Origin of the sequence: Neobacillus sp. WH10 (genome assembly GCF_030123405.1) — a bacterium.
In the GTDB taxonomy this organism is placed as follows: domain Bacteria; phylum Bacillota; class Bacilli; order Bacillales; family Cytobacillaceae; genus Neobacillus.
The window spans coordinates 796754-813440 of record NZ_CP126110.1; the positions used below are offsets into that span (position 1 = coordinate 796754).

Annotated in this window: 14 protein-coding genes; 13 read left to right on the forward strand and 1 reads right to left on the reverse strand. The window is 38.9% G+C overall.

Annotated features, from left to right (window positions below):
- Positions 1-197: 197 nt before the first annotated feature.
- From QNH20_RS03665 to QNH20_RS03680, 4 genes are all read left to right on the forward strand, one after another.
- Complete coding sequence (locus QNH20_RS03665; RefSeq protein ID WP_283921578.1) at positions 198-1430, forward strand: ATP-grasp domain-containing protein; 1233 nt, start codon at positions 198-200, stop codon at positions 1428-1430.
- Positions 1431-1442: 12 nt separating this feature from the next.
- Positions 1443-2471, forward strand: a complete 1029-nt coding sequence (locus tag QNH20_RS03670) for a YheC/YheD family endospore coat-associated protein (RefSeq protein WP_283921579.1) — start codon at positions 1443-1445, stop codon at positions 2469-2471.
- A 317-nt stretch (positions 2472-2788) separates the two neighbouring features.
- A complete protein-coding gene (locus QNH20_RS03675; protein WP_283921580.1) occupies positions 2789-3364 on the forward strand; it encodes a LemA family protein in 576 nt (191 codons plus the stop codon).
- Positions 3364-4119, forward strand: a complete 756-nt coding sequence (locus QNH20_RS03680; protein WP_283921581.1) for a TPM domain-containing protein — start codon at positions 3364-3366, stop codon at positions 4117-4119. Before QNH20_RS03675 ends, QNH20_RS03680 begins: the two co-directional genes overlap by 1 nt.
- A gap of 224 nt (positions 4120-4343) precedes the next feature.
- Here the strand turns inward: QNH20_RS03680 and QNH20_RS03685 are convergent, their stop codons facing one another.
- Positions 4344-4949 (reverse strand): DedA family protein, encoded by a 606-nt coding sequence (locus QNH20_RS03685; RefSeq protein WP_283921582.1) that lies wholly within the window; start codon positions 4947-4949, stop codon positions 4344-4346.
- Positions 4950-5120: 171 nt separating this feature from the next.
- Between QNH20_RS03685 and QNH20_RS03690 the strand changes: the two genes are divergently transcribed.
- From QNH20_RS03690 to QNH20_RS03730, 9 genes are all read left to right on the forward strand, one after another.
- A complete protein-coding gene (locus QNH20_RS03690) occupies positions 5121-7307 on the forward strand; it encodes an alpha-galactosidase (protein WP_283921583.1) in 2187 nt (728 codons plus the stop codon).
- 110 nt (positions 7308-7417) lie between these two features.
- On the forward strand, positions 7418-7741 hold the full coding sequence (locus QNH20_RS03695) for a DUF2834 domain-containing protein (RefSeq protein WP_283921584.1): 324 nt from the start codon (positions 7418-7420) through the stop codon (positions 7739-7741).
- Between the two features lie 92 nt (positions 7742-7833).
- Positions 7834-8730: an RCC1 domain-containing protein gene (locus tag QNH20_RS03700; protein WP_283921585.1), complete on the forward strand. Its 897-nt coding sequence runs from the start codon at positions 7834-7836 to the stop codon at positions 8728-8730.
- A gap of 486 nt (positions 8731-9216) precedes the next feature.
- Positions 9217-10899: a sensor histidine kinase gene (locus QNH20_RS03705; RefSeq protein WP_283921586.1), complete on the forward strand. Its 1683-nt coding sequence runs from the start codon at positions 9217-9219 to the stop codon at positions 10897-10899.
- A complete protein-coding gene (locus tag QNH20_RS03710; protein WP_283921587.1) occupies positions 10877-12022 on the forward strand; it encodes a response regulator transcription factor in 1146 nt (381 codons plus the stop codon). Before QNH20_RS03705 ends, QNH20_RS03710 begins: the two co-directional genes overlap by 23 nt.
- Before the next feature lie 134 nt (positions 12023-12156).
- A complete protein-coding gene (locus tag QNH20_RS03715; protein ID WP_283921588.1) occupies positions 12157-13413 on the forward strand; it encodes an ABC transporter substrate-binding protein in 1257 nt (418 codons plus the stop codon).
- A gap of 111 nt (positions 13414-13524) precedes the next feature.
- A complete protein-coding gene (locus QNH20_RS03720) occupies positions 13525-14424 on the forward strand; it encodes a carbohydrate ABC transporter permease (RefSeq protein ID WP_420490243.1) in 900 nt (299 codons plus the stop codon).
- Positions 14425-14449: 25 nt separating this feature from the next.
- The gene (locus QNH20_RS03725) at positions 14450-15277 is read left to right on the forward strand and encodes a carbohydrate ABC transporter permease (RefSeq protein WP_283921590.1); all 828 of its coding nucleotides are present in this window, start codon (positions 14450-14452) and stop codon (positions 15275-15277) included.
- Positions 15278-15382: 105 nt separating this feature from the next.
- The gene (locus tag QNH20_RS03730) at positions 15383-16681 is read left to right on the forward strand and encodes an MFS transporter (protein WP_283921591.1); all 1299 of its coding nucleotides are present in this window, start codon (positions 15383-15385) and stop codon (positions 16679-16681) included.
- The last annotated feature ends 6 nt before the right edge of the window (positions 16682-16687 follow it).

Sequence of the window (16687 nt, forward strand, 5' to 3'; positions counted from 1 at the left end):
TCGCAGTCGAAAAGCCGGGCTTTTCGACGAACTACGCCTCTGTCCTCGCCCTTAGGGGCTCGCCAGTCGGCGAGTTTTCTTTAGCCGATAGGAAAGTAAAACTTTCCTATCAGGCATAAGTGCAACTGCGCCTCTGTCTTCGCCTAACGGCTTGCCAGTCGGCGAGTTTTCTTTAAAATTTGTTATACAGGGGATGAATGGTTGATATGCAAACAATCGTTTTTATAGGAAGTAATAAATCTGGAACAAGTAGAGAAGCCCTCATCACCTCCACTGAAATGGGATACTTTACTGTTTTATTAACGGATCGAAAAAAATTCATGCGTCAAAGAAAGGAATTCCCTGAGGTTCAACAAATGATGTTTGTAGAAAATTTATTCGAGAAAGATAAAATTCTCTCGATTATCAAAGATCTGGAGCTGGATGGAAAGCAGATACGTGCTGTTATCAGTTTCATTGACCCATTTGTCTCTTATGCAGGAAAGATTTCAGAAGAATTGGGACTTGTCCAATTGTCGGTAGACGCTTTGTCGATTATCGAGGATAAATCTCGTTTCCGTACAAATCTAAAGGGACTTCCTGTCTCCCCTCACTTTACTGTTCTTCAATCTGATGAATCCATCCACAAATTTATTGAAGAATTTGATGGTTATCTTCCGCTTGTTTTAAAATCACCCGTTTCCAATGGATCAAAAGATGTACTGCCTGTCCATACAATTTATGAATTAAGTGAAGGATTGCAATTTTTAAATAAAAAGTTCCCAAACAAAGCTATTTTAATGGAAGAATATCTAATTGGACCACAATATTTAATTGAAGTCATGGTGGTAAACGGGGAGATTTTCATTATTGCCGTTATTGAACAGGAGATTTTAAATGGTCACCGCTTTATTATCACTGGTTACATTTATCCTGCCTTATTAAGTATGGAAGAATATGAAGAATTGGAAAACGCCGTTTTTAGTATAATACGCAAGCTGGAATTAATAAATGGAACATGTCATCTAGAAATGCGTAACGTAAATGGCCAGTGGAAATTGATTGAAATCAATCCGAGAATGTCCGGTGGGGCAATGAATCGAATTGTTCAGGAAGGTACAGGGATTAACTTGGTCAAAGAAACCATCAAGTTATTCTTAGGAATAGAACCTAACCTAGAAAAATCCGTTATGAAATATGTTTATGCAAAATATCTTATTGTCGATTCTAAAGGAAAATTAATAAAGGTGACAGGGAAGGGTAGGGCTTTAAAACATAATGGAGTTAAGGAGGTTTTCGTTAAGCCTAAAAAAGGGGCTGTGTTAAGGAAACCCCAATCGATGGGTGACAGGTATGCATATGTTATTGCTGTTTCTGACACAGCTGAAAGTGCAAAACATGCAGCGGTTACAGCAGCAAATGAGATAAGATTTTATTTAGAACCTCTTTAAGGACGTGAGGTCATGGTGCTTATTGGGATGCTTCACAATCGGAAAGATCCAGCTAGAGTTAAGAAAGCATATCCATTTGCAGCAGTTGCAAAAATGGAAGGTATTGATTTTATTTATTTTACTTTTAATGGGGTAGATTTTGATAGACAAATCATTAATGGCTGGGTTTATGAAAAGGGAAAATGGATCGAAAAACAAGTCAGTTTTCCTACGGTCATAATTAACAGCTGTAATCCAAAAAACAATAAACATGCAATGGTTGTAGAGAGGCTAAAAAGAGTCGCTGTTTTTACAAGTTACCCTGTCGGTAATAAGATAAGTGTTTATAAAAGGGTAAAGAGGGCAAAAACATTTGCCTCTTATTTAATTCCTTCAACAATTTTAGAGAGTGCAAATGACCTTTTTTCATTCTTAGAGATTCATTCTATTGCTGTAATAAAGCCGTTAACTGGAAATCATGGTAAAAGAATTTTTTTCATTAAAAAAGTAAAAGAGGATATGTATCAATGGATGGATGGGGCTAAAACACTTTTTTATAAAAAGAGGCAATTAGAGGCTTTGGTAAATCAAGTTATACTTAATCAAAAATATTTGCTGCAGCCTTTTATTGAATGTAAAACGAAATCTGGATTAACACACGATTATCGGTTGCATGTTCAAAAAAATGGAAGTGGAAAGTGGGAGATTACATTAATATATCCTCGTATTAGTGGTAATAAGAAGATGGTTAGTAATATAAGCAGTGGCGGATATCGTGGTGAATTGATTCCTTTTCTTAAGGAAGAATTTAAAGAAGACTATATGAAAATGAAATGTATTCTTGAAGAATTCGCATTAGCGTTTGCCTCCCACTTTGAATCTCTTTATAATAATCCATTTGATGAGCTAGGTATTGATGTTGGGGTAGATCAGCAGCAAAACTTATGGATTTTTGAAGTGAATTGGCGTCCAGGCTCAAAAAACCGAGAGTTTGAAGTTGCCAAACGGCTCATACCCTATTGTAACTTTTTAGCATCTAAAGAAATCGATAACAAACAATAATGAGTTTCAACTTACAAAGTACAAGAACCTTTAGGAAAAATGAAGAATTTTTTCGCTAAGAAGGAGATATGGAAATCAATTTTGTAGAACGTGAATTTTTTACTGATGGTGTAAATGATCGGCAATATACGATTAAGCTGTGAAATTGATTGGAGTGGGTTGAGGTTATGGTATGTAAGGCTTTTTAGATAATGTACCCTGTTAAAAAACTAATTAAACGTTTGATTGAATGAAGCAGAATATGATTTTTATTGCTGAAAAAGGGAACTTATTTTTCAAGTGGTAGATACTATAGGGGAGAAAGGAGCGTGGTTAGTTTGAAAAAAGGATGGTTAGGGATTGGAATTGTGGTCGCGGTTATTGTTATTTTTGGCCTCATGTTCATGTCCAGCTATAACAGCTTTGTCAATTTAGAAGAAAATGTAGACCAGTCATATGCTCAAATCGAAAATCAGCTGCAAAGAAGGCTCGATTTAATTCCAAACTTAGTGAATACCGTAAAAGGGTATGCTTCACATGAAAAAGAAGTCATCGCATCGATTTCAGATGCACGAGCAAGACTAGCAGGTGCAAATACGCCGCAGGAGGAAGCGACAGCGAACGCCGAATTATCTAGTGCTTTAAGCCGGTTGCTTGTAGTCGTTGAAAATTATCCCAACCTGAAAGCAGACCAGCAGTTTACCCAATTAATGGATGAACTTGCTGGGACAGAAAATCGAATCGCGGTAGCCCGTAAAGATTACAATGATCAAGTAGCGGTTTATAACAAAAAGGTTAAGCGACTGCCGGGATCGATTATCGCGGGTATCGCTGGATTTGATGAAAAAGAATATTTCAAAGCGGATCCTAAAGCTGGAGAAGCACCAAAGGTTGACTTTGGGGGCAATGGATAATGAAAGCGAAGAGGGTCTTCAGCTTTATTTTGGTGTTTTTCACTTTTTTTCTATGTGCAGCCACTGCACTTGCTGAGGATGTCCAAATTCCTGCTCCAGTAGGAGATATTTATGTACAAGATTTTGCCGCTGTATTAACCGAAACAGAAAGAGCAGAACTAATCAATTTAGGAAGAAGCATTGAAGATCAAACAACTGCACAGGTTGCAGTTTTGACAGTCGAAACAATTGGGGACCGAACGATTGAGGAGTTTGCGAATGAGGCATTTCGGCAATACGGAATCGGAAGCAAAAAGGAAGACAATGGTGTATTGCTCGTATTATCGATGAAAGAACGCAAGGTAAGAATTGAAGTCGGATATGGGCTGGAGGGTAGGATTCCAGATGGAAAGGCTGGCCGGATTCTGGATGAATATGCCATCCCCTATCTAAAAAATCAACAGCCGAATAATGCGGTAGTAGAAACCTATAAAGCAATAGCAAAAGAAGTCTTAGCCGAATATGGCATTGAGGGTGGAGAGAAGACAGCAGCGAAACCTGCGGTATCAAAGGACAAAGGGGCAGGGATTCCATCCTGGTTGATTATCCTTATTGTTGTAGTGGTCGTAATTCTCGATTTTATGTTTTTTGGCGGCACCCTCACCTATCTCCTCATCTCCATCATCTCCCGGGGCGGAGGCAGAGGAGGAGGAGGAGGTTCCAGCGGCGGCGGTGGCGGATCATCAAGCGGAGGCGGAGCCAGCCGCGGCTGGTAATGCAGCAGGATGTTCCTGTTACAATTCTGGTTTCTATTCCTATTCATGTTACTGTTATAACTATGGTGATACAACTTATGGTGTCAGGCACCACTTGTGGACATTTGTGTTTGTCTGGTGGACAGTGTTGAGTTGCTTGGTTACAATGTTATATTTTGTTTTCACTAAAAAAGATGCTCTTCAACTCACTGAGGGCATCTTTTTGTGTTGGTTTTGTTGAAAAGTCACGATGAAGCGTTTTTTAATGTTCTCCTTTTTCTCCTGTAGGAATAATAAATAATAAATCCGAAAAGACAAAGGATGATCAAATATATGCTATATCTAGAAAGGTAGGTTCCAACCATAACCCAGCTCCCTCCAAGTACTCTGCCCAAAGTGATAAAGGTAAAGCACCAGATAATCGCCCCTGCATAGGCAAATATGGCAAACTTTTTGTAAGAGTAGTGGTTAATTCCTGCAAGATATGCCGTAATATGCCTTACTCCAGGAATAAAAAAGCCGATGATGAGCAGGAACGGACCTAATTTATTAAATAATTTCCTTGTTTGATCAATCCGTGCCTCACTGATATGAAGTTTAGGGCCAAATTTATGTAAAAACGGTATACCTAATTTTAACCCTAGAATGAAGCTAAGCGTAATTCCACAACACGCACCAATAAAGGCACATAAGAGAGAAGTCAGGTAAGCTAATTTTCCTGTAAAAATAGTATAGCCCACATAAGTTAGCAGAACCTCATCAGGTATGGGCAGTCCAATTATGCCGCCGATTAAGGCAATAATTATCCCCATATAGCCAAAATGTTCAATAAGATAATTCAAATGCTGCATTATTACACGTCCTACATTCATTTCTAGAAAAAATAACATGATACAAAAAGAAAAAACAACTTTCCCAACTTATCATCCACAAAATTTCTTATTTTTATGTGGTGCCTGACACCATTTTCACCATATCCGTAAATATAATAGTATAAATATTTTTCTTAGGAGTGAGAGTTCATGCCGGTTGAGTGGAATGAAGCAGATCAAGTGTTTCATTTATATAATAAGAAAGTTAGTTATCTAATACAAATTGTTTATGGAAAGTATCCGGCACATTTATATTGGGGCAGACGAGTGCAGGTGCTCCAGCCTTCATCCATACTCTCATTTAAAGGAAGAGCATTTTCGCCAACGACGGAGCCCGCTGACCTCAAATTTTCACTCGATACACTCCCGCAAGAGTACCCTGCATTTGGGAATGGGGACTTCCGAGAGCCTGCCTATCAGCTTCGTACCCATGATGGTTCAACGATTACGGAATTTGTCTATGATTCCCATGAGATTTTGAAAGGAAAACGTCCGCTTAAAGGGTTGCCTTCCTCTTATATTGAAGATGATTCTGAGGCGGATACACTAGTAATTACAATGGTAGATGCCATATTGGGGATTGGATTGAATCTCAATTATACGATTTACCGTGACCTTGATGTAATAACAAGATCAGCATATTTCGAGCATCTAGGAAGTCATGCTATTGAAATACATAAATGTATGAGTATGTCAGTGGATTTCCACGAGTCGAATTGGGACTGGCTGCACCTTCATGGAACATGGGCAAGGGAGCGTCATATCGAACGCCGGCCTCTGCTCCATGGAATTCAAACAATTTCTTCCACTAGAGGTGCAAGCAGCCACCAGCATAATCCATTTCTTGCGTTACTTTCAAAGGATGCCACCGAAGAGTTTGGCGATGTTTATGGGATTAGTCTAATGTATAGTGGGAATTATCAGGCCTCCATCGAAGTAGACCCTTTTGATAAAACCAGGCTAAGCATCGGGATTAATCCGTTTGATTTTATCTGGCTGATTAACCCAGGTGAAATGTTTCAAACACCGGAGGCAGTAATGGTCTATTCTTCAGAAGGCATAGGCGGGATGTCGAGGACCTTTCATAAACTATTGCGAACCAGGGTGTGCCGCGGTGTTTATCGCGACAAAACACGCCCGATTCTAATCAATAATTGGGAAGCCACCTATTTTAACTTTACTGAAAAAAAATTAAAGGAACTTGCGGATATGTCGAAAGGATTGGGAATTGAGCTGTTTGTCCTTGATGACGGCTGGTTTGGACACCGCGATAATGATAAAAGCTCGCTGGGTGATTGGGTCGTCAATAAGAAAAAGCTCCCTCATGGTATAAAGGGATTAGCAGATTATATTCAAAACAAGGGGATGCAATTTGGTTTGTGGGTAGAGCCGGAAATGGTATCACCTGACAGCAATTTATACCGCAAACACCCCGATTGGTGTTTACATGTACCGGGGCGAAGCCGGACACTTTCCCGAAACCAGCTCGTTCTGGATTTAAGCAGGGAAGAGGTATGTGATTTTTTAATAAAAACTCTTACAAACATTTTCTCCAGTGCCCCAATTTCCTATGTAAAATGGGATATGAATCGAAATATGACAGAGGTGGGCTCGGCAGCACTTCCCCCTGAAAGGCAAAAGGAAACAGCCCATCGCTATATGCTTGGTTTGTATCGGATTTTAGAAACATTAACCGAGAGCTTTCCTGATATTTTGTTTGAAAGCTGCTCGGGTGGCGGCGGCCGCTTTGATCCTGGCATATTCTATTACATGCCGCAGACGTGGACGAGTGATGATACGGACGCAGTTGAAAGGTTAAAAATTCAATACGGAACAAGCATCGTTTATCCGGCGATTACGATGGGAGCACATGTTTCAGAGGTGCCGAACCACCAGGTAGGAAGAATGACACCTCTACAAATGAGATGTAATGTGGCAATGGCTGCCAATTTAGGGTTCGAATTAAATGTCGACAAGCTCAGCAATGAAGATCAAACTATGATAGTAGAACAAATCAGCCTTTATCATCAAATAAAGGAGATTGTTCTTTTCGGTGACCAGTTTCGACTGTTAAGTCCATTTGAAGGTATGGACACTGCCTGGATGTATGTGACACAGAACCAAGAACAAGCGGTTGTTTTTTACTATAAAACATTGGCAACGCCGAATCCACCCTTTTTCCGTCTTAAATTACGAGGATTAAATCCTAAGCTGAAATACAAAATAAACAACGCTGAGCAGCCTTTTTATGGAGACGAACTGATGCAGATCGGTAAAGACATGCCGCTGATTAAAAAGGACTATTCTTCATTTATCTTCTATATTAAAGCGATATAAAAGGTGTTTGGAACATTGATGCTATGCCGCTATGCACACTTGTTTTCCCAAAATGAACGTTAGTTATGGTAATTTAATAGTAACTTTGTTAAAAAAGGGGGACTTATCCAGTGAAAAAATTATATTTAATTTTAGGGTTAATTGGTACTGTTTTTCCGTATTATTTTTTTATTCAGTTCCTCAGGGATAATGGACTTGATTTAGGTTTATTAATGGAATTATTATTTACTAACACGATATCGTCCTTTTTTGCAGTTGATTTTGTAATCTCATGTGTTGTTTTCTTGGTATTTATGTTCAATGAATCACGAAAGTATAACATTAAAGAAAAATGGATTTGTCTTTTATCTCTTTTTACAGTTGGATTATCTTTAGCACTACCTTTATTTTTGTTTTTTAGACATTCTTATATTAAGAGTAAAGATGAAGTATAAATTAGAAAATAAGCATCTTGTGAGGAGCAACCGTAAAGTTACATATACTTGGCAGGTAACTGCAGGGTTGCTTATATTCAAGGAGGTAAAACATGGATTACATTTCACCGCAAGAAGCGGTGTTAAAGGTGAAACGGTGGCCTAAAGATACCATAGCTGCGGGTCGTCGTCATACCGTTGGGCTTAAATCTGACGGAACGATGACCGCTGTGGGTGATAATAAATATGGCCAATGTGATGTAAGCGCCTGGCGCGATATTGTGGCGGTCGCGACTGGTAATGTTCATATGGCGACGAACACGGGTAATGCTCATACAATCGCTCTTAAATCTGACAGTACTGTAGCGGCTGTGGGTTGGAATAAGCATGACCAATGCGATGTAAACGACTGGCGCGATATTGTAGCGGTTGCGGCGGGTTGGCGCCATACCATTGGGCTTAAATCGGATGGCACGGTGGTTGCTGTGGGCCGAAATAATGAAGGTGAATGCAATGTAAGCGGCTGGCATGATATTGTGGCGGTCGCGGCGGGTGACTGGCATACCATCGGTCTTAAATTGGACGGAACGGTGACGGCTGTGGGTAATAATCGGTATCGTCAATGCAATGTAAGCGGCTGGTGCGATATTGTGGCGGTCGCAGTGGGTTATCTTCATACAATCGGTCTTACATCGGACGGCACGGTGACAGCTGTGGGTTGGAAAAAACATGACCAATGCGATGTAAGCGGCTGGCGCGGTATTGTGGCGATAGCTGTGGGTAGTAATCATACCATCGGCCTTAAATCGGACGGTACTGTAGCGGCTGTGGGTTGGAATGAGCATGGCCAATGTAATGTAAGTGATTGGCGCGATATTGTGGCGATAGCGGCCGGTTGTGCCCATACCGTCGGGCTTAAATCGGACGGAACGGTGGTTGCTGTGGGTGATAATGAATATGGCCAATGCGATGTAAGCGGCTGGCGCGGCATCCAACTGCCCGGCAATTAGTTTTTAATAACAACAAGCCAGAGAATCACTGAACGAGTTAATGAGCATTGCTTCAGAAATAAGGCTATTCCATTAAAGGTCGCTTTAGTGGAGTAAGATAATTATTTATAGACTGATCGGTTTTTACCGTTCAGTCTATTTTTTATCAATAATGTCTAATCTATTGAGATAGAGTCAATAATACGTGAAATAAAGCTTATTAGTGTCCCATATGACTTGTCTTAAAATGCTTATCGTTGCTAAGATAAAAGGGTGTTCCATTTTATTAGTGTAGTGAAGTATCTTACACCAAAAATTAAACAACTATATTTTTAACCCCGTCCTAAATTTAGAACGGGGTTATGCTTGTTTGAGCTTTTAAAATTAGATAACTTTATTATCATTGTACACCTGAAACTATTTGGAAATAAAATTATCCTTTTCTTAATTATTTTAATCAAGTATTGTTTTCATATAGGGGTAGCCAGCTTGGGTGGGGGAACATGTATGCTTAATCTTAGTACACAAAAAAGGCTGTTTATTATGTTTTTGATCGTGGCGTTGATTCCACTGTTAACATTAGGAATTATTTCATATGATCAATCGTCGAGAGTGGTGAATGGAAAGCTATCAAACTATAATCATTTTGCCGGTGAAAAGATTAAAACACAGCTGGACCAAATATTGGAGGATATGTATTATAGCGCAGCTGAAATTAAACAATATTTAGCAGATAGTACGTCTGTTAATCTACAGCATCAGGAGCCGCAAACGTATTCGGACTTTAAAGAAGTGAATAATTTAGAAAGGCTTTTGCAGGCTCATAAAAAGTCGAACATCCGAGGGATATATGTCATTACATCTTCGGGCTTTTACTACGGAGATTCTGACTTTAATGTGGAAAAATTTAAGAAGCAGGATATCTGGAAGCGAATTTATTGGAGTGGAAACTCGGAAATTGGTATTTACCAACCGTCCTATTATAAAAACAATACTTCCCATCATGTCCTTGGTTTAATTGTTCCATTGAAATTCTCCTACGGTGTATTAAACAATAGTTATCTATTAATCGAAACGGATATAGACGATTTATACGAATTAATGTCGGTATTGGAGAAGGATCTCCATTCACGAATTACGATTAGAAATGAAGTAGGTCAACTGCTCTATCATACAAAAAGTGTCGAGGAAAATCGGGAGGACGACATTATTTGGATGGAACACACAAGAATCAATAATTGGGAATTTGAAATTCGCGTACCCCGAGACGAGTTTTATCAATCTTCTCGAGTGATACTCAAAATGGTTTCGATTGGGATCTTGATTGCTTTTTTATTAGCTCTCATCCTTTCTTATGTTTTTTCCAATCAGTTTACAAAAGGAATTTTAAAGCTGAAATTTGCAATTGATGAAGTGAGCCAGGGGATATTTGATGCAAAGCTGACCGTCAATACAAAGGATGAAATCGGGAAGCTTGGTTTACATTTTAATCGGATGGTCGGGAAAATCAGGCAATTAATGGAGGAAGTAAGGGAGAAAGAATCAACAAAGCGAGAAGCTGAAATGAAAGCGGTTCACTATCAAATTAATCCACATCTTCTGTTTAACACGTTAAATACGATACAGTGGAAAGCTCGATTGGATGGGAATGAGGAAATTGGAAAAATGCTTTTGCATTTGACAAAGGTTCTAGAGGGAAATTTAAATTTCAATATTGAATTGATTTCTCTAAAAGAAGAGTTACAGTCCATTCAGCATTTCTTTGCCATTCAAGAGTTAAGGTATGGGCCTAACTTTCACGTATCCTTGAAAATGAACGAGAAGCTTGAAAGAGGGTTGATTCCAAGGATGACGTTACAGCCAATGCTTGAAAATATTTTTTTCCATGCTTTTGAGGATGGTAAAGGAAATATTGACCTAGAGTTTACTGAGAGCAATAACTATTTTCAGCTCATCATTATGGATAATGGGAAAGGAATACCTCAGGAAAAGCTAAAAACATTATTTACGAGGCCAAATGAGAAAGTACGGGGTGGAATCGGGTTATACAATGTGAATCAGAAGTTTTATATCCATTATGGGAAGGACTTTTTGATCAATACTGATTCAGTGGTCGGTAAAGGAACGACCATTACAATAACTTGGCCGGCAAGGTGGGTAGATCAAAATGATGAACATGGGAACCATTAAAGTATTAATTGTGGATGATGATACGATTGTTCGCAGAGGGTTAAGGGCAACAGTCGAATGGGAAAAGTTTGGGATGACCGTGGTCGCGGATGCTCCGAATGGAAAACGGGGCTGGGAGGAATTTTTAACCCATCAACCTGATATTGTCATTACTGATATCGTCATGCCAGAGGAGAATGGACTAGAGTTTTCACGGAAAATAAAAGCCCACGCACCTAATACGAAAATTCTCTTGCTCAGCTGCCATAAGGATTTTGAGTATGCACAAGAAGGATTAAAGCTAGGCGCCTCCGGATATTTATTAAAAACAGTATTTGATGATCAAGAACTAGAGCATTTTTTAACTGCGTTTCAAAAAGAAATTTCAGGAACACCGAAAAAAGCGGATACGGATTTTTCCGGATTCCAAGAATGCTTTTTGTTATGGCTTAGTGGATATAAAAATGACTTCGAACAACGGTTGGACGAGCTCTTCAGTGATAAATGGAGATGGATGAATGATCGGTATTTTGCCTATTTCGTTCAGAATATGCCTCCATCCGGTCAGGAGATTTTTCCTCCGTCAACTAAATTTGTCGCTTTACCATTCGGAACAAATTTGACCTATTTCTTTATTGACGAGTCTTTTCATACAGAATTTTTAGCACATTTAACAGAAGAAAGGGTAGCACATCCAGACTTAAATTGGATTCATGCAGGTCCGTTATCTGGAAAGGGAGAATGGATGAAATCCGTGAGGGGTTTCCATCATGCACAAAGAAAGGATGGGCACTTGCACCATTATCCAACTGTAATTCTACATGCGGTGGAGTATATTGTAAGAAATTTATCTAACCCAATGACAGTATCAGACATTGCCGATGAGGTGGGAATGAGCAGGAGTCACTTAAGTACCTTATTTAAGAAAAAAATGGGTGACAGCATCCATTCGTTTATCGAAAAGAAACGACTCCAGCTTACCAAACAGTTATTAAACGACTCCAGCGTGAATATTCAAGAGATTGGTGAGCAGATTGGAATTCAAGATGCCAAATATTTTAGTAAGTGGTTTAAACGGTGCACTGGGTATCCGCCATCTTATTATCGAATCCAACAAAAAGACGACAAGCAGATAACAAAATGACGATAAAAAATAAAAGTAAGGTAAAAATGCACGAATTTAAAAACAAATAGATGTGTTTAACCGCTTTCATACAAGATAAAATGAAAGCGGTTAAATTTTTTAATAGTGAGAAAATATACGAAAAGAGGGGTCCTATGAAGAAAAGGAAAATGTGGTTTTCGCTGCTTATAGCAGTAGTTGTCCTTGTCATGAGTGCATGCAGCTCAAGCAATTCATCCGGAGATGGAAAGAAGGATGGGAAAACCGTTCTACGCTTTGCAACTTGGGATACAGGGGATACATTGAAAATTCAGCAGGATATTGCTAAAGCCTTTGAAAAAGAAAATAAAGATGTAAAGGTGCAGGTTGAGGCTTACGGAGATGGATTTGATCAAAAGATCGCCGCCTCATTCGGAGCAAAAAATCCACCTGATGTTATGTATATGTGGGATTTTACTACGTATAATCAATCGCTTGAACCACTAGATGGATATGTACAGAAAGATCCTGATATTAAAATGGACGATTTTTACGAGGGCTTGTTTAACTATTCAAAAGTAGACGGCAAATTATATGGAATGCCGGCAGGTTTTTCAACAATGGTCGTGTATTACAATAAAAAGCTTTTTGATCAATACCAGATTTCTTATCCAAAAGAAGGTTGGACATGGGATGAATTTAAAGAGATTGCCAAAAAGTTAACAGATAAAAGCAAAAAACAATATGGCTTTGCTGTAACATCTGAGCCTGATACGTATGATTTACAAGGTTTGGTTTGGAGTAATGGCGGCAGCTTTATCAGCGATGATGGAAAGAAAATCGATGGAGCAATGAATAGCCCTGAAACGGTAGAAGCTCTTCAAATGTATGGAGATATGGTGAAAGATGGAATAGCAATTTCAACTGGTGGAAAAAATCAACAAAGTGCAAGTGAGATTTTTAAAGCCAATAAACTTGGTATGTTAATAAATGGCATTTGGCCAATTCAAGGCTATAAAGATGCGAAAGTTGATTTCGGAACTGCTATGATCCCTTCATTCGGTTCCAAACCTGTAAAGGGATTAATCTCATCCTCTTCTATTTCTATAGCTAAGGATTCAAAGCAAAAAGACTTAGCATGGAAGTTTGTGAAATTTTACTCTTCTGAACAAGCAATCAAGATGAGAACAGCCGATCTGCCAGTTCGTAAGAGTATCGTCGAAGAAACGAAAGTAAACGAAGATCCATTATATAAGCCATTTTATACAATGTTAGAAAATGCCACAAACACACCTGCGTTTTTACTGAATAAAAATTGGAACGAAATAAATCGCAACCTGTCTGCGGCGATTAATGCTGTCATGCTCGGACAAGACGGGAAGCCGCTGTTTGATAAAGCAGTGAAAGATTCTGAGAAATATTTAGATAAGTAAAAGGTGTTGGGGCTCTACATTCCTTAGTGGTGTAGAGCCCTTAGAAAATGGCAGGAGGAGGTTTTTATGAAATCGGGCTTGAGCGCAAGTATAACACCTTCATCAATTCAAATGAAGAGGAAAAAACAGTGGAGTAAACTTATTCCATATTTATTTGTTGCACCATGGATCATCGGATTTGTTGTATTCACACTTGGACCATTACTATTTTCATTTGTTATTAGTTTTTTTGATTGGCCGATTGTCGGAGAGAAGAAGTTTATTGGATTTTCCAACTATACTACGATGTTTACAAATGACCCGATGTTTTGGCACTCCTTATGGGTCACTGTGAAGTTTGCTCTTTTCTTTGTTCCCTTAAACATTATTCTGGCCTTATTACTTGCGATTTTATTAAATCAAAAGGTAAAGGGAAGCTCTTTGTTCCGTACGTTTTTCTACGTTCCCTCTGTCATTTCTGGCGTTGCTTTAGCGATGATCTGGGGAAGTGTTTTCGATGGAGAATACGGAATATTGAACTATTTACTTTCCTTAATTGGCATTGAAGGGCCGAATTGGTTAAATAGCACAAGCTGGGCACTCGTTGCGATGGTTATTGCCAGTTTGTGGGGCCAAGGGACCCTGATGCTGATCTTTTTAGCTGGATTGAAAAATATCCCACAAGATTTATACGAGGCAGCGGAAATTGATGGAGCGGGGAAAATCTTTCAGTTCTTTAAAATTACCGTACCCTTATTATCACCGACTATTCTTTTTAATTTGATTATGACGATTATTGGTGCATTTCAACAGCTGACTCTTGCGTTAGTATTAACAGGTGGGGGACCACTTCAGTCAACCTATTTCTATGCGATGTATGTATACGAGAATGCTTTTAAATATTTTAAAATGGGTTATTCATCTGCAAATGCATGGATTATGTTTCTAATTGTATTAGCCCTAACCTTGCTCGTATTTAAATCGTCTAGTACGTGGGTGTATTACGAAAATGAAGTGAAAAATGATAAATAAAGAGAGAAATGGAGGTGCCCGCCGCATGAAAGGTAAAAAAAGATTACAAAAAAGTTTTGTGTATGGCTTGTTAATTGCCCTTTCGCTTTTATTTCTGTTGCCATTTTTTTGGATGGTTATGACATCATTAAAAGGTCCGGAAGAGCTTGCTCAATATCCGCCAAAACTTTTTCCTTCCGAATGGCATTTCGAAAACTTTGCAAATGCATGGAACAGTCAGCCGTTTAATGTTTTCTTAGTTAATAGTTTGATCGTAACAGCGCTAACAACAATTGGACAAATCATTTCTTCTACTCTCGTTGCTTATGGGTTTGCCCGGTTTAAATTTAAAGGGCGTGATGTCCTATTTATTATTTTGCTGGCGACTATGATGATCCCGTGGGATGTAACCATGATTCCACAATATATGGAATTTAATTTATTTGGCTGGATTAATACGTTGAAGGCGTTAATTATTCCTTCATGGTTCGGTTCTGCCTTTTATATCTTCTTATTGCGTCAATTCATCATGTCGATTCCGAAAGAATTAGATGAAGCTGCAAGAATAGACGGAGCGAATGTGTTCCAAATTTATTATAAAATTTATTTACCATTAGTATGGCCAGTAATTGTTTTAATTGCGGTATTCAATATATTAGGAAGCTGGAATGATTATTTAGGACCATTGATTTTCTTAAATGACCAAAGTAAATATACGTTGACCCTCGGTTTGGCACAATTTAAAGGTGTTCATGATGTAAATACGAGTGGAATCATGGCCGTAACTTTCTTAATTAGTATTGTTCCGCTCGTTCTATTCTTCTTGGCACAAAAGAAAATTGTTGAAGGTGTACAAACAACAGGTTTGAAATAATCATATCGAATGGGTGAATCTAGGTTCATCCATTTTGTTTTAAAGAAAGAACTTTTGATACGTACTCTTCCACTTTTCTACAAACATGAAAGGTTGAAACACTCTATGATACAGTCATTACAATTTCTATCTTTGCCGTCAGGTGTGAAACGTTTTTTGGCCACTGAATCACTGTACGGGCTGAGCATTGGAATGTTCACCTTGATCTTGAATCTTCATTTCATTGAAATGGGTATCTCCGAAAAGCAAATAGGATTTATCACATCAATGGGAATTTTAGTGATGGGAATCTTTGCAATTCCTGTGAGCATTCTTGCAAAAAAAACCGGCCGAAAAAAGCTGCTGGTTTCAGGGATCATGAGTATTGCCATTGGATGCAGCATTTTTGCTTTTGCAGAAAGCTTTGCCTTCTTTTTTTTGGCTCAATTTATCGTATCGATTGGTCTGACCCTTGTAGAAACCACAGAAATACAGCTTTTGTTCCATTATAGTCGTTCAAAAAGGGAAGAAACTCAGGCGTACAGCTTTTTATTTGCCGTCTTTACCGCTTTTACCGGTGCAGGAACATTACTTGGAGGTTTTTTGCCGAATTGGATTGAGCTTTCTGGAAGAGGCTACCAGAACACATTAATAGCCACCTCATTTTTATTTCTATTATTAGCGTGTGCAAGGGGAGGGCTGCTTCCGTCCGAGAAGGGGAGGGAGCCTTTACGACAGACAGAAATGGAAATGAAAGAGGGAACCGCATCAAAACGGAAGGTGCTTTCTCAAACAAAAGGAAAGAATTCTCGTAACCTTCAGCAAAAATTACTGTTTTTTGCGGTATTCTCCCTGATTACTGGCGGAGCAGTGTCCTGCTTACAGCCTTATTTAAACTTATTTATCAAGTTTCGCTTTGATTTCTCGAATGAGGCTGTGTCGATCCTGCTGGCTTTAAATGGTCTGGCATTGTTTATTGGTTCTGTTTTTTCGCCGTCGATGATAGACCGGTTCGGGATAAAAAAGACATTTTTTTACATTTACATGGTAAATAGTATTCTTTGCCTTGTTTTATTTTTGAACATTCCGGCATTTTTCTTTTCGGGCCTTTTACTAATAAGAGGAGGGGTTTTTACGATGCTGACAAATCTGGTCGACAGCTTATCGATGTCCTCGTTCAAAGATGAAGAACGCGATTTGTATGCCGGGGTTCGAGCGGTGTTCCGCAGCATCGGTTCAGCATTAGCTGCCTTTATGATTGGAACTATCTTAGCAGGTAAAAACTATACGCTTCCATTTTTGCTGGCAAGCTTGCTCCTCCTCCTCGGATATGTGTATTTTGCCAATGTAATCAGACCGAAATATTTCGAAACGGATCCGGAATTTCAAACGAGTAGTCAAGGTGAGATAACAAATGAATGTTGAAAGAGA